An 18,073-nucleotide genomic window follows, 5' to 3' on the forward strand; every position below is an offset into this window, starting at 1 on the left:
TTCGCATCAGTACCGGATTCGCGGCCCGGAGGGGCCGGTGTCCGGATCGGCGAGGAACGTCTCGGCGCGCCCGATCTGCCGGTGCAGGAGATCACGGGTCGCGGAGTCGGTCACACAGGGATTTCGAGAGGCGGGCACCGCGGCCAGCAGAGTCGCGATATGCCACTCGCGAGTGTCCTCCGTGAACAGGTCACGCAGGACAGCGACTTCGGGTGCCTCCGGGTGGGGGTCGGGGGCGGCGACGATCTTGCCGAACAGCGCTGTCCAGTCCTGCCACGACAGCCTCGCGTGTAGTTCGGCCAGCTCGCGCACGACCTCGATATTCCTGTGCAGCAGGCGATCACAGCACAGCCGGGCGATCATGTCGTTGCTGCCGCACCGGGCACGCAGCAGTCCGAATACGGCGTTCCAGCCGAGTTTCGGTTCCGCGCGAGTTGCCAGTGCCCGCAGGCCGAGATAGCGGGCGAGGGGATGCATCTGCGGCGCCGCATCGGGAGAATCCGTGCGCCACAGCGTGGATGAGGTGTACAGCGGGTGATGGACGGCATCGATCGTGTCGTGGTCGTGCAGATCGAACAGACTCCGCGCCTCGGGCAGATTCCGGGCCGCTGAGACGGTGACCAGGGCGTCGATGAGTTTCTCGGTGGGTCGCGGCCCAGGATCGAGCCCGGCCGCGAACACGATCAGCAGGTGTTTCTCGAGCGAGGGGTCGGCTGCGGGGGTGCGTCTGTCCGCGGGAGCATGCTCGTGCGTGTGTTCGTCCGCCGGGGCGCGGGTGCCCAGCGGTACCCGGCTGGCGAGCAAAGCCTCGATATCGTCCCACAGACGGTGATTCGCGCTGATCTTCTGTAGCGCCAATTCGGTGGCTTCGTGATGCCGGTGGGTCAGGCGCTCGAGGTTCGCGGCGATCGTCCGGGCGCGGAAGGGGGCGATGGTGTTGGCCCGCAGGAGTATTTCGTCCGTGGTGAAGCCGGTCAGCTCGGCCCGCAACCACGAGCGGGTCGCCAATGCGGGTGCGCCGCGCGCCACGAGGTCGGGGATGGAGTGTGCCCGCTGACCCGATGCGGTATCCGCGGCGAGGATCGTACGGACCTCGGTCTCGCGCCACGCCGGTTGGTGATCCGACTGTTCGTGTAGGGCGGCGGTGAGAGCGCCGGAGCTGGTGGTGACGAGAGTGAGTGGGTCGGTGAGGGATTCGGCCGTTCGGGCCGAGGCGGCCGCGACGAGCCCGCGCACCCGCAGCAGCGACAGCGTGAACGCGGTGGCCATCGGCAGATCGCCGTCGTCGAGCAGCAGCAGGATGTTGGGGGTTCGCGTCCCGAGCTTGCTCACGCTCTCGCGCAGGTCCGCCAGCAGAGCGCCGGTCAGCATGTCGTCCACGCTGCGCTGGACTACCGGATCACGCAGTCGCGCATGGTTACTCAGGTCGATCAGCACTTGCTCGGGCCTGTCCACCATGCCCAGGTCGCGATGTCCGTACCATCGCACGGCGCGGTCGAGTCTGCGGCGTATCGCCTTGCGCACGATCGCGGGCACCGCCGCGCTGATCCATTCGACCTTGGCGGCATCGAGCACGATGTTCAGGGGCGGTGGAGGATTGGGGATCATGGCCCCGACGAATCGGGTCATTCCGTCCAGCAGAGCGCGCAATTGCTTTGGGTCGCAATATTTGTCGAGTTCGTCGTCGAGCAGCCGCAACTGGTCGTCGAGGGCCAAGTGACGAAAGTCGGTGCTGATCGCGATGTGCGCCACCAGCATTCGCATCCGGGTGAGGCGGAATCCGGGCAGCCGCCTGCCCAGCCACACCATGATCGCGACCATGAGTGGGCGCAGGGGATTTCGTTCGTCCGTGCCGTCGTCGGCAGCGCGGTTGGCGAGTTCCCATTCACGGGAAGTGAGGCGCTCCGCGTATGTCCTATCCTTCCATTCATCCAGAATTTCCAGTAATGCGCCGGTTCGGCCCGAGCCGCCGCAGCCTTCCAGTACCAATACCGGCCGTGGCCGTGGCTGATCGCGCTCATGCGGCGGTTCGGTGAGTCGTTCGACGAGTACGGGCAGAATTTCGCGCATGCTGATCTCGTCGGGCATCGATTCCCCCTCCGCCGGAATACGATCGCGTGTGTAGAAGACAGGCTCTGCCCGACGGGAGCCCGTGTCAAGCCCGAATTATGGGGGCGAATTCGCTTGCGCGCCTCAGTTTCCGGTGCGGGCCTGCTCCTGGCGGCGCACCCAGCGGATGTCCGCGCGCCAGGTGTAGGCGGCGACCAGGGCCGAGCCGACGGTGGCGGCGATGAGCATCTCGTCGCCGTTCACGACCAGGCTCACCAGTCCGCCGATCGCGGCGCCGACGACGAACGACAGCCACTGCACCGCATAGCCGAGCCATTCGCGGTGGGTGCCCCCGGCAATGTGCCGCTCGACGCCCTGGGCGAATTTGACCAACGTCCCGGTGACGTAGGTGACCGGAATCGATACCTCGCCATTACGCACGAACGAGGTATTGAGCGAACCCATGGCGAATGCGACGAACAGGATCGGGATCAGTCCCACGCTCGACTCGCGGCTGAATGCGTCCACCGACGCGGCGATCGCGAGCGCGAAGGTGGCCAGCATCGTCGCGCCGTGCGGGTGGTTGCGCCACCAGTGCCGTCGGCAGACCGAGGCACACAGCACACCGGTCAGGAAGCAGACGATCAGCAGGAACGCACCCCACGCCAGCCAGAAATCGCCCAGGAATCCGCCGATGACCGCGCGTTCGGTGTTGCCGGTCATGAAGGTGACGAAGTAGCCCTGCGAGTGGGTGTAGGCGGCGGCGCCGACGAATCCGGCGAGGATCAGCAGTGCGGTGGCCAGACGGGTTTCCAGATCCCAGAACGGTTCGCGTGAGTCGTTCGAGTTCGCGGTCACAGCGACAGGCTAGCAATCTGCGCAGGTCGGTGCATTGATTGTGAGATGGGACGCCCTGCGGGCATCGGTGTGATCCGGATCGGCCAGGAGTCCCGAATGCTGCTCTAGCGGATCGGGCGTGGTGCGGTGACCTCAGCCGGTGACGTGCGTCAATCCCGGCAGCGCCGCGAGGGTCGCCTCCCGGCCCAGGTCCAGCGCGCGCAGCAATACCGCCGAGTCGCGTCCGACGCGTCCGATCGCCGGTGCGTGCCGGGGCGGGTGGATTTGCAGGATGGCGCGGTCGCCGGTGAGGACGCGTTCGTCGCGGGCGTGCTGATCGGCTCGGGCGATCCAGTTCTGGACCACGCCGGGTGCGTGCCGGGACAGGTACCGCGCGACCACGCGAGTTTCGATTGACGAAGGGACGCTGGGCATTTCGTCAATGCGGCGGGTGCGCAGCACGAGCGCGTGGGTCGCGCCCTGGGCCAGGGCGGTGTGGATGGGCACCGATTCGGACAGGCCCGCATCGACGAAGCGGCGTCCGGCCACCTCCACCGACCGACCGGCCAGAATCGGCAGACAGGTGGTGGCCAGCAGCGCGCGTTGCAGGGAGGCCGGATCGGTGATGTGCGGATGCAGGTCCACCGCCGCGCCGTCGGCGGTGTCGGTGCCGATCGGATGGAAGCTCACCGGGCAGTTCACGATCGCGGCGAAATCCATCGGCACGATCCGCTCGTACACCGTGTGCACCAGATATCGGGTGTCGACCACGCGCCCGCCGCGCAGCGCCCGCGCCGGATCGATCACCCGCCGCACCACATCCGCATGCCAGGCCCGCCGCGACCGATTCGCCCGCCCGCACAGCAGCCACGCCCCGTTCAGCGCACCCGCCGAGGCCCCGTATACCGCGTCGAAGCAGTTCAGCACCCCCAAATCCTCGAGCCCCATCGCCATCCCGTGCGAATACGCCCCCCGCGCCGACCCGCCTTCGATCACCAGCGCCAACCGCGCCCCGTCACTCCGCTGCCCGGGAACACTCCCGCTCGCCCGCCGCGCGGCGATCAGATCGGCAACCGGAGACCCGGCTTCATCGAGCGACACGAGCGGACCCTTCCGGCAATACGAGACGAACCGCAATCCGGTTTATCACAGTGCCCTCGCAGGCCCTGCCAGCGGATACCCGGCATCGGCCAGCGCGGGCGGCTCGGTTTCGACTACGTCGGGTGCGATGCGGTGCAACCTCGTTGTCGCCAGGACGGATCTACGCTGGCGCGGCGCCTGCCGGTCTCGTCCGCACTGTGCGGACGTCGCCTGTTGTATTGCCGCCGATTCGAACAGTGACCGCGCCGAAGACGACTCGGGGCACGAACGAAATCCCTTCTGCCACAACGTCTAAGTCGATCCCGGCGGCACCTGCCGGTTGCAACCACGCCGCAGTCCCGACATGCCCGACCAGGGCCCACCGGCGACCACATTGCGTGTCATCGCAGCTATTGCGGGCTGTGATCGACCGGAACGGTGATCGCGCGCCGCGGCTCTGCGACGCGGGGCGCACGGCGGATGATGGGTCGGCTAGTGCCGCGTCCAGGTGGGTCGGTGCGGTGAGGGCCGAATCCACGATCCAGCAGTCGTCGAGCCAGAAATCGCTGGAGTGGGCCAGCATCCGGATGACCCGCTTGACCAGGCGCACGGCGTTGCACAGACGCTTGTTGCAGCCGGGCTGCTGGGCAGATACGGGAACATTCCGGATGCTTGCGGGCTACCGCAGCCAGTGCGCCTCGAGGGTGAACCCGAGCAGAGACTGGGCCACCGCCAGACATATCAACTCCGAGTCGGTCAGCACCGGCGGCCGCCCCGTCCAGCGCGATCCGGTTAGGTATACGGATTCTTCAGGGCCTCGCGGATCGTGTCGGGAGACGGTGCGGGCGGCAGCGGTGCCGACTCGAGGCTGGGCCGTAGGCTGTCGAGGAACAAAGCGGCATATCGGCGCCAGGCGACCTCTGCCTGCGGCCACGATCTACCGAGAATTCCGTTGTTGCCCAACAACATCAGGACGATGTCCGCGGTGGTCGCGTCCGGTCGCAGCGAACCCGCATACTTGGCTCGGTCCAGCAAGCTCTCGATCTTGGACTCGATCGAGTCGACCATTTCCTGCACCTCGGGCACATCCGGGAAGGTCATTGTGACGAATTGCCGGAGGCCCGCGTCACTTGCCTGGAGTTCGCAGAGCCCATTGACCAAGCGGCACAGGCCTTCCCACGGGTTGGGCTCGGCGGTGGCCGCGTCGATGACGTCGACGTATACCGACGCCTGCTGCGCGAAGGCCGCGGCAGTCAGTTCGGAACGATTGGGGAATCGCCGGTACAGCGTGGCGATCCCGACACCGGCTTCGCGAGCGATGTCCTCGAGGGGCACGTCGATGCCGGCCCGCTTGAACAGCTTGGACGCCGCATCGATGATGCGCTGCCGATTCTGCTGGGCATCCGCACGCAGCGCACTCACTGTCCTTCTCGTCACACCTGGATACTAGCAAGTGGAGGATTCCATCCGGTTAAGTTAGGCTCGGCGATAACAGGAGGAAGACCTCCACTTGCTGACTGGAAGGAAGGCACACCTTGAACCCAACGGCAACGCGCGCCGCGGCCGCGGTACCGAAGCTCGCGAATCCGGGCGGGCATCCCTGGTGGACACTGGCAAGCGTCGCATTGGGCGTTTTCATGGTCGGCCTGGATGGTTCGGTGGTAGTGATAGCGAACCCGAAGATCGCCGCGGATCTGCACGCCTCACTCTCGAATCTGCAGTGGATCACGAACGCGTATCTGCTGGCCCTGGCCACTCTCCTTGTCCTGGGCGGAAAGCTCGGTGACCGATTCGGGCGCCGCCTGATCTTCATGGTCGGTGTGATCGGGTTCGCCGCCACATCGGTCGGCATCGGCTTGATCGGATCCGTTTCCGGCGTCATCGCGCTGCGAGCCCTCCAAGGGGTGTTCGGAGCACTGCTCATGCCGAATACGCTGGCGATCCTGCGCGCCGCGTTTCCGGCGAACAAGCTGAATGCGGCGATCGGTATCTGGGGCGGGGCTTCCGCCGTATCGGTGGCCGCCGGCCCGATCATCGGGGGAATTCTGGTGGAGCACGTGAACTGGGAGTCGGTGTTCTACGTGAATGCCCCGATCGCCGTCATCACCGTCGCATTCGGATTGTTTGCCATTCGCGAGAGCCGCAGTGAGAACCGCGTCGAGACCTTCGACCTGCCCGGCACGGCCACGCTCGCCGTCTCGCTGTTCATGGTGGTGTACGGCCTGGTCAAAGCCCAGGAGTGGGGATGGACCACCGGCAAGACGCTCGCCTTCATCATCGGAGGCGCAGTGCTGCTCGGCGTCTTCGTAATAATCGAGCTGCGGTCGCGAAACCCGTTGCTGCCCATGCGCCTGTTCACCAACCGGTCGCTCAGCATCGGCAGCGTGGTCGTGCTGGTCAACTTCTTCGCCATGTTCGGCGTGCTGTTCTTCTTGACGCTGTTTCTGCAGAGCGTGCAAGGGTTCTCACCGATCGAAGCCGGAGTTCGCGTGGTGCCCTTGAGCGTTTCGCTGATGGTCGCCGCACCGGTCGGCGGACTTATCACCGAGCGGATCGGCCCCCGCGCCCCGATGGTCGCTGGCCTGTTCGCGGCCGCGGCGGCGATGGCGCTGCTGACTCGTCTCGAACCCGGTTCCAGCTACAGCACCGTATGGCCCGCACTGGTACTGCTCGGACTGGGAATCGGCTTCGTGATGACATCCAGCTCGGATGCGATCATCGGCAACGCCGACGTCGACGATGCCGGCATCGCTGGCGGCCTGCAGAGCACGGCACTGCAACTCGGCGGCGTAATGGGTACGGCAATTCTCGGATCGGTCATGTCACAGAAAGTGGGCGCGGTCCTGATCGGCAAACTAGCCGGCGCCGGCGTCCCGATTCCGGTTGCCGAACACCTCCTGCCGGCGAAAGAGTATGTCGCCCAGGGCGTTGCCCCGGCCGTTCCCGGCATGCCCGACCTGGTGCAGCGGGCCATCGTCGCCGGTTGTCACGAGGCATTCATGACCGGGCTGCACTCCGCGTTGTGGGTTGGGATGGGGGTGCTGATCGTCGGTGCCCTGTTCGCCTCAGGGGTACGGCGTGGCGAAAACTCGGGTAAATCCTCGGTCCCCGTGCACTGATGCTGCACTACTGCATTCTCTCACGGCTACCGCCTGTTCGGTTCGAATATTGACTGGGTGAAAGCTGCTGTAGCGGTGCGGTATTCGGATGCAATGCCGTGCACCCTCGATGTCCAGGACGGATCGACGCTGACCGGGCGCGTACAGTTGGGGTTCCGGTAGCAACTGCCGAAAAACAACGGATATGCGCAGCCACGGTGAGCCGAGGCTGAATCGCGGGTTCGGCCTGCGGTGATCGCCGGTTGCTGGTTGGCTTGGCTCCCAACGTTATTGGTTGGTGCCGGAGGTCAGATTCGTGGCAACGCGGGTGTTCGCGGATGGGGATTTGGCACGGCTGCGGGAGTTCCCCGAGATCAGCCGCGAGGAGCTGTTCCGGTACTTCACCCTGTCGCCGGCCGATGCCGCGTTCATCGATCCCGGGCGGGGTCGCGGTCCGGCCGATCGACTCGGGATCGCGATCGCGTTGTGCACGCTGCCGTGGCTGGGGTTCGTGCCCGATCGCGTGGTGGGCGCCCCGCCGGTGGCGGTGGCGCGGCTGGCCGAGCAGTTGAAGGTCGATCCCACCGAGATCGGTTCCTACGGCCGACGCGCGCAGACCCGCACCGAGCACCTGCGGCTGGTCGCTCGGTACCTGGGCTGGCGCTCGGCGGGGGCGATGGAGTTCAAGGAACTCGACGAGTTCCTGCTGGCGCGGGCGATGGAGCACGATTCCCCGACGCTGCTGTTCCGGCTGGGGTGTGAGTATCTGATCTCGGCGCGGGTGATCCGGCCGGGCCCGGTGAGCATGGTCGAACGTATCGCTCATGCTCGTGAGCAGGCCCAGCGCGAGACCTATGACCGCTTGGCCTACGAGTTCACCCCGGCGCGCTGCGTCGAGCTGGACGCGCTGCTGGTCACCGATGCCTCGCTGGGGGTTTCACGGTTGCGGTGGCTCTCGACCGGGCCGGTCGAGGCTTCGGCGGCGGCGGTGCGCGCCGAGGTCGACAAGCTGGCGTTCCTGCGCGGGCTGGGTGCTGATCGGCTGGATATGTCGGTGCTGCCCGCCGAGCGCCGCCGGTTCCTGGCGACGATGGGGCGCCGGTTGACCCCACAGGCTCTGGAGCGCCGCGATCCGCAGCGCCGGTATCCGATCCTGCTCACCGTGCTCGCCCAGTCTGGTTCCGACGTGCTCGATGAAGTGGTCGCGTTGTTCGATCAGGCGATCTCGGCGAAATTCGGTGCCGCCGAACGCAAGATGCAGCAGGAACTGGCCGAGCGGGGTAAATCCGGCGAGGACCGCCAAGCGCTGCTCGATGACCTGTTGACGATCGTCACCGACCCGACGGTGGCCGATGAGGAGATCGGCGCGCTGATCCGCGGGGAGAAGATCGGCTGGGAACGCCTGCGCGCCGCGCTCGCCCAAGCCAAGCCGCGCCTTCCCCGCGATCACGGGCGTCTGGCCGCCCTGGATTCCTCCTACAACTATCTGCGTCAGTTCACCCCGGCGGTGCTCGAATCGGTGCGCTTCGCCGGCGGGACCGCGGCGACCGAGCTGCTGATCGCGGTCGCGATGCTGCGCGAACTCAACGCCACCGGGCGGCGCAAGGTTTTCGACGACGCCCCGGCCGGGTTCGTACCGACGAAATGGCGCGGCTACCTCGACCACGCTCGAAAGAGCGGCAGCGCCACCGCCTATCGGCACTACTGGGAGCTGTGCGTGCTGCTGGGCCTGCGAGACGGGTTGCGCAGCGGGGATGTGTTCGTGCCCGGCTCGCGCCGTTACGCCGACCCCGCCACCTACCTGCTTACCGCCGATCAGTGGAAACCCCAGCGTGAGGAGTTCTGCCGCCTGGTCGGCCGGGCCGCCGATCCCGGCGTCGCCCTCGCCGCCGTGGTCGCCGAGCTGCAGGCCGCGCTCGGCGAGCTGGAGACCGTGCTGGCCGAGGGTGGGGGGCCGGTGCGTCTGGACGAGGAGTCCGGTGATCTGATCATCTCGCCACTGAGCGCGGAAGATGTTCCGGCCGAGGCGGTCTCGCTCAAGGCTGAGCTGACCGAGATGCTGCCGTTCGCGCCGATCGTGTCGTTGCTTATCGAGCTGGACAAACGCACGCACTACCTGGATTGCTTCACCCATCGCGGCGGCCAAGCCACCCGCAGCCCCGAGTTGAACGCAACCTGATCGCGGTGCTGCTCGCGCACTCCACGAACCTGGGGTTGACGCGGATGGCCGAGGCCTGCGGCATCACCTACGACATCCTGTCCTGGACCAGCGAATGGTATGTGCGCGAGGAAACGTTGCGCGCGGCGAACGTGGTGCTGATCGACTATCACCAGCGCCTGCCCCTGACCTCGGTGTTCGGGGCGGGCACGCTGTCTTCCAGTGACGGGCAACGCTTCCCGACGCGCGGCAAGTCGACCACGGCGCGGCCGATGAGCCGCTACTTCGCCGACCAGGGGCTGTCGACCTACACCCACGTCACCGACACCCACGCCACCTACGGCACCAAGGTCATCGTCGCCACCAAGCGCGAAGCCCACTACGTGCTCGGTGAAATTCTGGGCAACGCGACCGATCTGCCGATCACCGAGCACGCCACCGACACCCACGGGGTCACGCTGGTGAACTTCGGCCTGTTCGACCTGCTGGGGGTGCAGCTCTCGCCGCGTATCCGGGACCTGGGCCGCATCACCTTGTATCGGTGCGAATCCCGCGCCAACGCCGAGGCGCGGTTCGCGCAGGTGGGACCTTTGCTGACCCGCAAACTGAACCTGGAATTGATCGCCGGGCACTGGGACGATCTACTCAGGTTGGCCGGCTCGCTGAAGTTCGGGCACGCCACCGCCTCCCTGCTGGTCGGCAAGCTCTCGGCCTCGGGGCGCCAGAACACCCTCGCGGCCGCGCTCAAGGAGTACGGGGCGCTGCGGCGCACCATCTACGCCGCCAAATACCTCTCCGACCCGGACTATCGGCGCAAGATCTCGCGTCAGCTCAACAAGGGCGAATCGCTGCACGCGCTACGCCGCGACCTGCACTATGCCCACGAGGGCACGATCCGGGCGCGCCACCTCGAGCAGCAGGCCGAACAGGCCTGGTGCCTGACCCTGGCCACCAACGCGGTAATCGCTTGGACCACAGAGTATTACGGGCTGGCCGTGGAGCAGATGCGCCGGGCCGGACAGCGGATCGACGACGAAGTCCTGGCCCACATCTCCCCGGCGCACAGCGCCAACATCAACTTCTTCGGCGCGATCGAGGTCGACATCGACGCTGAACTCGCCCAGCTCGGTCCGACCGGCTACCGGCCGCTGCGGGTCCGCGACACCCTCTTCTGACCTGGCCCCAGACCCTCTCATCGACATCCTGTAAGTAGCCGATTACGGTATGCCGTTGTCTCGGCTGCTCGGCCGATATTGACTGCGCAAGAAGGGGATTGGTGTCATTCCGGTGGGGACCGGAGTGCATCGATGGCGAAATCTATCGCGGTGATCAGCTGAGCGGGGTCGTGGCGGGCGCGTTCTCTGACCCGTAAGCCGAGGACGGTGGTGAACAGGGATTCGACCGCTGCGTCGATATCGAGGTCGGCGGCCAGTTCCCCAGCGGCGCGGCCGCGGTGGAGCACCTTGCGGAGGGTGTCCCGGGTGACCTCGAAGGCGGCTTCGATCCGCTGCTGAACCGCGGCGTCGGTGGTGCCGAGTTCGGTGGCGGTGTTGACCACGAAGCAGCCGTCGGCAGCAGCGACGTCGCCGGCACCGCTGATCATCCAGACCATCCAGTCCCGCAACACTTCTCGACACGAGCCTGCCGCTTCGAGGCGGCGTTCGGCTGCGGCCGAATCGTGGGAGCGGTAGTGGTCCAGCGCGCGCAGGAACAGGGTGTGCTTATCGGTGAACGTCCGGTACAGGCTGCTGGGCTTGAGGGCCAGTTCGTCCCCCAGGTCACGCACCGAGGTGGCGTGGTAGCCGCGGCGGCGGAACACGGCGGTCGCCTTGGCGACCGCCTCCTGCTCGTCGAACTCTCGCGGGCGTGGCATGGCGTCAGCCTACCGCAGTTGTGTAGCGATCGCTCCCGTATTAGGGTCCGATGTATGGGAACGATCGCTACCGAATTGAGGGGCCGACTTTGACCACGACCCGAGACATATCCAATCCCGTTGCGCTGCAATCCAACCGATGGGCGGCCGTGGCCGCGGTAGCGGTCGGGACATTTCTGCTGGTGACGGCCGAGCAGTTGCCGATCGGGCTGTTGTCGCCCGTCGGGGAAGCGTTGCGCGTCTCCGAGGGCACGGCTGGTCTGATGGTGACCGGAGCCAGTATCGTGGCCGCGGTGGCGGCGCCGGTGGTTCCGCTGGTCATCGGCCGGCTCGATCGCCGCATACTGCTCGTCGTTCTGATGGGGCTCATGACCGCAGCCAACGCGATCTCCGCGGTGGCGCCGAACCTGCCGGTCATGCTCGCCTCCAGGGTGCTGGTCGGCATCGCGATCGGCGGGTTCTGGGCGGTGGCCGCAGGCCTGGCGGTGCGGCTGGTGAGCGAGAAAGCCGTGCCGAAGGCCACGGCCGTCATCTTCGGCGGCGTCGGTGCCGCGAACGTGCTCGGTGTACCACTGGGGACCGCACTGGGCGGATTCACCGGCTGGCGCCTCGCCTTCGGGGCCCTGAGCGTGCTGGCGCTGGTCGTGACGATGATTCTGGTTGCCGTGCTGCCGCCGCTGGTCGCCACGCAGCCGGTCGGACTTCGCCAGCTGGCCGGGCAATTCCGCAATCCCGGTGCGCGGGCGGGCATCCTGGCCACACTCCTCCTCGTTACCGGGCATTTCGCGGCCTACACGTTCATCGGTCCGGTCCTGCAGCAACTGTCCGGGATCGGCGCCGGGTTCGTCGGCCCGCTGTTGCTGGGATTCGGCGTCGCGGGCATCGCCGGAAACTTCCTGGCGGGTGCGGTCATCGGCCGGGCCGTGTACCGGACCGTCCTCGGCATCGCCGCGGGCTTGGCCGTGCTGGTACTGCTCTACCCCGTGCTCGGCCATACCCCGATCGGCGGGATAGTGCTACTGATCGCATGGGGGATGGTCTACGGCGGAGCGTCGGTGAGCCTGCAGACCTGGATGATCAAGGCAGCGCCCACGGCGGTGGAGGCCGCGTCGGCCCTATGGGTCGCGGTGTTCAACCTGGCGATCGGGCTCGGCGCACTGGCCGGTGGACTCGTTGTCGACGCCTTCTCCCTGCCCGCAATGCTGATATCCGCCGGCGTACTGCTGTTGCTGGCGGCGATCGCGGTCTGGTCCCACCGGCCGTCCAGCGCGGAGGTGTCGGATAGCCGGCTCACGCACCCGCAGGGCGCCTGAGCTCCTGTATGCAGGGGGCGCTCCCGTCGCAACGGAGTGGCCCCTGCCCTCATGCGCTCATGCCGATACCGCGTGTTCGACAGCTTTGCCCGAACGCCTTCGTAACTCGGATAATGGTCTGTTATCCGGGGTAGCATCGGAGTCGTCCTGCGGCGATCACACTGCCGCGCAACACGAACCGTCCCCGTTATCCGGGGCAAGCCAGCAGAGGCGGGCCGATGGCAGCGAAGGTGACCCGGCTGCGCACCCCGCCGGCTCGGACCCTGCGCAGCGCGGCCGAGGCGTTCCTGGACACCATCGGGCCCGCGAACACCCGCCGCGCCTACGGCATCGCGATCGTCAAGACCGTCGACGCCCTCGACGGGCCCGGCCCCGACGGACTGATCGGCCACTCGCGCGCCCTGGACTCGGTCACGGCCCCGGAATCCTGAAGCTGTCCCGAGCCGCAAAGTAGCTTCGCGTGCAGGTTGACTCGGCTACTGTTGCCGGGCGTGCGTCAGGAGTGGTCGACCGAGGATTTGATCGGGTCGTGGACGCTGGTCGGGGATGACTGGCGGCGGGTGGGGAACAAGACTGGTGCGACTCGTCTCGGGTTCGGTCTGTTGCTGAGGTTCTTCGAGATCGAGGCCCGGTTTCCTGACCGGCCAGAGGAGCTGCCCGCTGTCGCGGTGGCGTATATGGCGGAGCAGGTGAAAGTCGATCCCGGGTTCCTGAGTGAGTACCGCTGGTCTGGACGCACGATCGAGTACCACCGGGCGCAGGTACGCGATGCGTTCGGGTTCCGGGAGTTTTCCCGCAGCGACGAGGACAAGCTGGCGGCGTGGCTGGCGGGCGCGGGCGGATCGGCGGGTGGAGAAGGAGCTGACCGAGGACCTGCGCCGCGTGCGTGGCAAGGAGAACATCTTGTTCCGCCTTGCCGAAGCGGCCGTGGACCACCCTGATGACATTGTGCGCGAGGCCCTGTATCCGGTGGTCGGGGAGAAGATGTTGCGGGAGCTGGTCAAGGAGGCGAAGGCCAACGATCAGGTGTTCCAGGCGCGGGTCCGCACCGTGTTGCGCAGTTCGTACTCCAACCACTACCGCCGGATGCTGCCAGCACTGTTGGCGGCGCTGGATTTCCGGTGCAACAACACTGCTTACCGGCCGGTGATGGTCGCGATGGAGCTGTTGGCGCGGTACGCGAGCACCGACGGCAAGGTCCGCTTCTACGACAAACATGCTCTCGCCCCGCTCGACGGGGTGGTGCCCAAGGCGTGGCGGGAGGCGGTGGTCGCCGTGTCGAGCGCATCCCGTACGAGCTGTGTGTGCTGGTCGCGTTGCGGGACGCGATCCGCCGCCGCGAGATCTACGTCGATGGCGGCAACCGGTGGCGCAACCCCGAAGACGATCTGCCCGGCGACTTCGACACCGCCCGCGAGGTGCACTGCGCCGCGATCCGCCAGCCGCTGGACCCGACCGAATTCATCGCCGGGCTCCGCCAGCGCATGAGCGAGGCCCTGACCCGCCTCGATAAGGGGCTGGCCGAGAACACCACCGGCGGTATCCGGTTGACGCGGCGGCGCGGTGAGCAGTGGATCAGCGTGCCGAAGCTCGAGAAACAGCCGGAGCCGGAGAATCTGGAGAAGATCAAGGCCGTCCTGGAAGACCCGCAGTTCCACGACCTGGTCGGCGACAACGAACGCCGCGCGCTGAGCCCGCTGTTCTGGTCAAACATCAACCCTTACGGCCGATTCCGGCTCGACATGACCACCCGCCTGGACCTGCCCCGGGAACGAGTCACCGGATAACGCCTCCGGTCGCGGCTGTCATTTGCCAGTCGTGGGACCACCGGCAGCAGGGGCTTGTTATGGCTGAATATGTTCGTGCTGCCTGGCGGTTGTGGTGGCTACCGGAGCCGGCGATTTGAGTGTGGCGGCGATCGCCGCCGCGCACAGCAGGACTGCGGCGGCGGTCCAGCCGGCGGCGCGTAGACCCGCCGTGGCGACAAGGGTGGTTGCGGATTCGCCGACGGCATTGGTGATGGCTACGAGGACTGCGAGTCCGACGGCGCCGCCGATCTGCAGGGCGGTGTTGGCGAGTCCGGACGCGACTCCTTGTTCTGCGGACGGGACGTCGGAGGCGGCGGTGGCGAACATGGCCGCGTAGGTGAACGAGCCCGCGCCCCAGATGATGATGCCCGGCAGTAGTGCCCAGTAGGAGCCGCCGGTGTTCATCGCGGCGGTGAACGCGAGCATGCCGAGCGCGTTGATCAGCAGGCCAGCCGTCAGGGTGGTGCGCAGGCCCCATCGGTTGAGTAGCGGGGCCACCAATCGTTCGGTGGATGCGATGGCGATCAGGGTCAGGGGGAGGAAGGCCAGGCCCGCGTGCAGGGCGTCGAGGCCGAGAACGTCCTGGAGGTACATGGTGAAGACGTAGTACTGGCCGCTGAGTGTGCCCATGAAGATGAACATCACCGCCATCGCGGTGGTGAGGCTGCGAATGCGTAACAGCCGCAACGGCATCAATGGGTCGGGGGTATATCGCTCGATGAGTACGAACACAGCCAGCAATCCGATGCCGACGGCGATGGCGCCGACGCCACGCGGGCTGGTCCAGCCTGTCTCGGGCCCGCTGGCCAGCCCGAAGACCAGCAGAGAGGCGCCGAGGGTCGCGACCAGTGCGCCTGGAAGGTCGAATCTGTCGCGGGTACGGGGTGGCGGATCGACTGGCAGCAGGCGCGGTGCCGCGAGCGCTGCCGCTCCTGTCAGCGGAACGTTGACGAAGAACACCCATTGCCAGCCCAGGGTTTCGGTGAGTACCCCACCGATCAGGGACCCAGCGGCGAGCCCCGCGCCGCCCGCGGTACCCCAGATGGCCATCGCACGGTTGCGCGAGGGTCCCTCGGGGAAGACGGTGGAGATGAACGCGAGAGTGGCCGGGGTGAGCAGGGCGCCGCCGAGTCCTTGAAGCGCTCGGGCAGCTACCAGCATGCCGGGCGCCACCGCCAGGCCGCCGAGCAGTGAGGACGCACCGTATAGGGCCAGTCCGAGTATGAACAGGCGCCGCCGGCCGAGCCGGTCGACCGCCCGTCCGCCCAGCAGCAGCAGTCCGCCGAGCCCGACCGCGTAGGCGCCGACCACCCACTGCACGGACTGGGTGGAGAAGCCGAGAGCGCGGCCGATGTCGGGAAGGGCGACGTAGACGATGTTGTAGTCCATGGCGATGATGAACTGCGCGAAGGCCAGCAATGCGAGGGTGAGCGCGTGCCGTGGCCGCGGAGAGGAAGTCATGGGGAGTCCGTGGTGAGGATTGTCGGTGGTGTTCACAGCGATCGCAGGAACCGGGTGAGTACGTGGTTGACCTGATCGGGTCGTTCCTGCTGAATGGCATGGCCGACACCGGGCAACACAACGGTCTCACGCAGATTGCGGAAGCCGCTGTCGCCGGACATCATCCGTTGGGATTGTGGCAAGGCCAGTGCGCCGTCGCGGCCGCCGATGAGATAGAGGGCGGGTACGTGAACGTCGTTGTCCCGCCAGCCTGTTGACAGTTCCCAGTTGCGGTCGAGGTTTCGGTACCAGTTGATGCCGCCGGTGAACCCGGACCTTTGATATTGGGCCGCGTAGGTTTTCGCGTCCCGGTCGCTCTCCCAGGCCAGCGTTGCCGGTGTGTCGACGGCCAGGGAGTCGACGATGGTCCCGCCCTCGGGAACCATCCCGGTCCAGCCCGGTCCCTCACCGGCGGCGGTGCGGAAGATCCGTCGGAACAGTCCCTCAGGGTCGTGCTCGAGGGCCGATTCCAGGGCGGCGTCGGCGACACCGGGTTGCTGGAAGTGCACGATATAGAAGGCGGATCCGAGCGCGGCCCGCAGATCGGCGATGGGTGTGGCCGCACCACCCTGGGGTTCGGCGAACCGGTCAGGAATGCTGAGTCCGGCCACGGCCGTGATCCGTTCCGGGTGCATCTTGGCGGTTTCCCAGGCGACGATGGCGCCCCAGTCGTGGCCGATCACCGTCGCGTGCTGTTCGCCGAGTGCATCGACGAGCCCGGTGACGTCGCCGGCGAGATGGTCGATGGTGTAGTCCTCGATGCGTTCGGGGACGTCGGTGTCGCCGTAGCCGCGCTGGTCGGGGGCGACGACGTGATAGCCAGCGGCGGCCAGTGCCGGAATCTGGTGCCGCCAGGAGTACCACGACTCCGGCCATCCGTGCAGCAACAGCACCAGCGGCCCGGACCCGGCTTCGGCGATATGCATGCGGAGCCCGTTGACGTCGAGAGTGTGGGTGGCGACCTCGGCGACAGGCGATGCGACAGCGGTCTCGGTATTCACGTATTCGCTCCTTGCGCGTGAAGAGGTTGGGGCAGTGGCAATTTCGAACGGACAGTTCCGAGGGGGCGCTCAACCCAGGGCGTCGAGGTCGATCGCCTCGGCCATAGCCCGGTACCCTTGGTCGTTGAGGTGCAGATGATCTCCGGAGTCGTAGGCGGAATGCAGCCGTTGCGGATCGGTGGGTGAGCGTAAGGCGGCGTCGAGGTCTGCGACCGCGTCGTATTCGCCCGAGTCCCGAATCCAGGCGTTGATCGCGGCACGCTTGGCTTCGCTGCGAGCGGTGACGAACGGAGACGGTTTCGCGGGCAACACTGTCGCGCCGACCACCCGCAGCCCGGTGTAGCGGGCTTCGCGGATGAGATTGCGGTGCGCGGCGATGACGTCGTCGGCGGACACCACGGTGTAGGGCTCGAAGGTCGGCAGCGGGGCGGTGTCGACGGCTTCGCTGATGCCGATGTCGTTGATACCCAGTAGCACGATGACCGTGCCGATGCCCGGCTGGGACAGGACATCTCGGTGGAATCGGGAGATTGCCTTGTCACCGAGCCATGCCGAGTCGACGGTCAGCCGATTGCCGCCGATGCCGTGATTCAACACCGCGCGCGGCCGGCCTGCAGCCGCCAGCCGCTCGGCCAGCATGTCTGGAAAACGACGGTTGACGTCCGGGGTGCTGAACGACCCGTCCGTGAGGGAGTCGCCGAGGACGACGATGCCGGGCGACCGTGCCGGACCGCCGGCCACATCCACACCGCTCAGGTAGTACCAGGACCGCGAGGTCTCGCCGAACACCGCGCCCGAGGCGTCGCCGCACTGATCCCCGGTCGCGCGGAAACTGGTGGCCAGGGCCTGGGCATGATAGGTGGCGGGACCCGTCGACGCGGCCGAATACATTGTCACCGCAATCGAATCCAGCGGTGTCGACCGGAAAGCTACCGGATCGCTCGCGACCTCCGCACCGACCGGGATCGTGAACGTGATTTCCCCATCAACAGTGAGGGACCGAAACGTATCCGCCCGGATCGCCGTGCCACCATCACTCGCGGCCACGGTGGCCCTGGTGACCGTGAGTGGCGTGCGGCCGAATACATTCGACAGCCGGACGCGAAGCCGGTCGCCGCCCGCGGTGAGCCGAACCACCTGCCGCAGCGTTTGATTCGTGAAGCCCTGCTCCGACCAATTCGGGTCGAAGCCGGTGCTGGGTCGCTGCAGCGACGTCGACCACGCCGCTGCCCAGGCATCCGCCGACATCGCGTCCGGCACCGCGGCCCGACCCGGATCGGCAGCGTCGACGACCGAGCCCGCCGACCTGCCAGCGATCTTGTGTCCATCCATGACACGACCGTACGAATGCAATGT

Annotated in this window: 13 protein-coding genes and 1 pseudogene; 6 read left to right on the plus strand and 8 right to left on the minus strand. The window is 67.0% G+C overall.

The window, feature by feature from the left end; all coding sequences use genetic code 11:
- Nucleotides 1–6: 6 nt before the first annotated feature.
- From NM2_RS28485 to NM2_RS28500, 4 genes are all read right to left on the minus strand, one after another.
- Nucleotides 7–2,088, minus strand: a complete 2,082-nt coding sequence (locus NM2_RS28485) for a hypothetical protein (protein WP_067674839.1) — start codon at nt 2,086–2,088, stop codon at nt 7–9.
- Between the two features lie 105 nt (nt 2,089–2,193).
- Nucleotides 2,194–2,907, minus strand: coding sequence for a YoaK family protein (locus tag NM2_RS28490; RefSeq protein ID WP_067674842.1), 714 nt, complete (start codon nt 2,905–2,907; stop codon nt 2,194–2,196).
- A 132-nt stretch (nt 2,908–3,039) separates the two neighbouring features.
- Nucleotides 3,040–3,987, minus strand: coding sequence for a patatin-like phospholipase family protein (locus NM2_RS28495; RefSeq protein ID WP_067674845.1), 948 nt, complete (start codon nt 3,985–3,987; stop codon nt 3,040–3,042).
- Nucleotides 3,988–4,758: 771 nt separating this feature from the next.
- Complete coding sequence (locus tag NM2_RS28500) at nt 4,759–5,403, minus strand: TetR/AcrR family transcriptional regulator (protein ID WP_067674848.1); 645 nt, start codon at nt 5,401–5,403, stop codon at nt 4,759–4,761.
- A gap of 98 nt (nt 5,404–5,501) precedes the next feature.
- On the opposite strand from NM2_RS28500, the gene NM2_RS28505 reads away from it, so the two are divergent.
- Together NM2_RS28505 and NM2_RS53085 are read left to right on the plus strand one after the other, a co-directional pair.
- Complete coding sequence (locus NM2_RS28505; protein ID WP_245718260.1) at nt 5,502–7,085, plus strand: MFS transporter; 1,584 nt, start codon at nt 5,502–5,504, stop codon at nt 7,083–7,085.
- Nucleotides 7,086–7,380: 295 nt separating this feature from the next.
- Nucleotides 7,381–10,397: pseudogene (locus tag NM2_RS53085) on the plus strand (Tn3 family transposase).
- A 104-nt stretch (nt 10,398–10,501) separates the two neighbouring features.
- Here NM2_RS53085 and NM2_RS28515 read toward each other — a convergent pair.
- Entirely contained in the window at nt 10,502–11,095 is a 594-nt protein-coding gene (locus NM2_RS28515) for a TetR/AcrR family transcriptional regulator (protein WP_067674854.1), read from the minus strand.
- A gap of 89 nt (nt 11,096–11,184) precedes the next feature.
- Here NM2_RS28515 and NM2_RS28520 point away from each other — a divergent pair, with 89 nt between their 5' ends.
- The 4 genes from NM2_RS28520 to NM2_RS50995 all read left to right on the plus strand — a co-directional run bounded on the left by NM2_RS28520 (nt 11,185) and on the right by NM2_RS50995 (nt 14,195).
- A complete protein-coding gene (locus NM2_RS28520; protein ID WP_067675011.1) occupies nt 11,185–12,408 on the plus strand; it encodes an MFS transporter in 1,224 nt (407 codons plus the stop codon).
- A 218-nt stretch (nt 12,409–12,626) separates the two neighbouring features.
- Nucleotides 12,627–12,839, plus strand: a complete 213-nt coding sequence (locus NM2_RS28525; RefSeq protein ID WP_067674857.1) for a hypothetical protein — start codon at nt 12,627–12,629, stop codon at nt 12,837–12,839.
- 60 nt (nt 12,840–12,899) lie between these two features.
- Entirely contained in the window at nt 12,900–13,349 is a 450-nt protein-coding gene (locus NM2_RS50990) for a DUF4158 domain-containing protein (RefSeq protein ID WP_067674861.1), read from the plus strand.
- Nucleotides 13,350–13,661: 312 nt separating this feature from the next.
- Nucleotides 13,662–14,195: a hypothetical protein gene (locus NM2_RS50995; protein WP_067674864.1), complete on the plus strand. Its 534-nt coding sequence runs from the start codon at nt 13,662–13,664 to the stop codon at nt 14,193–14,195.
- Between the two features lie 57 nt (nt 14,196–14,252).
- Here NM2_RS50995 and NM2_RS28540 read toward each other — a convergent pair whose 3' ends face one another.
- The 3 genes from NM2_RS28540 to NM2_RS28550 form a co-directional block, all read right to left on the minus strand.
- Nucleotides 14,253–15,677 carry an MFS transporter gene (locus NM2_RS28540; protein WP_067675014.1) on the minus strand — a complete coding sequence of 475 codons (1,425 nt, stop codon included), beginning with the start codon at nt 15,675–15,677 and terminating at the stop codon, nt 14,253–14,255.
- 32 nt (nt 15,678–15,709) lie between these two features.
- Complete coding sequence (locus tag NM2_RS28545; protein ID WP_245718263.1) at nt 15,710–16,717, minus strand: alpha/beta fold hydrolase; 1,008 nt, start codon at nt 16,715–16,717, stop codon at nt 15,710–15,712.
- A 69-nt stretch (nt 16,718–16,786) separates the two neighbouring features.
- On the minus strand, nt 16,787–18,049 hold the full coding sequence (locus NM2_RS28550) for an SGNH/GDSL hydrolase family protein (RefSeq protein WP_157121364.1): 1,263 nt from the start codon (nt 18,047–18,049) through the stop codon (nt 16,787–16,789).
- Nucleotides 18,050–18,073 lie beyond the last annotated feature (24 nt).

It is taken from the genome of Nocardia miyunensis NBRC 108239 (genome assembly GCF_001613065.1).
GTDB classification, from domain to species: domain Bacteria; phylum Actinomycetota; class Actinomycetes; order Mycobacteriales; family Mycobacteriaceae; genus Nocardia; species Nocardia miyunensis.

Coding starts and splice junctions, on each gene's coding strand:
- NM2_RS28525 (WP_067674857.1), top strand. CDS start 12,627: ATGGCAGCGAAGGTGACCCGGCTGCGCACCCCGCCGGCTCGGACCCTG.
- NM2_RS28540 (WP_067675014.1), bottom strand. CDS start 15,677: ATGACTTCCTCTCCGCGGCCACGGCACGCGCTCACCCTCGCATTGCTG.
- NM2_RS28550 (WP_157121364.1), bottom strand. CDS start 18,049: ATGGATGGACACAAGATCGCTGGCAGGTCGGCGGGCTCGGTCGTCGAC.
- NM2_RS28515 (WP_067674854.1), bottom strand. CDS start 11,095: ATGCCACGCCCGCGAGAGTTCGACGAGCAGGAGGCGGTCGCCAAGGCG.
- NM2_RS28485 (WP_067674839.1), bottom strand. CDS start 2,088: ATGCCCGACGAGATCAGCATGCGCGAAATTCTGCCCGTACTCGTCGAA.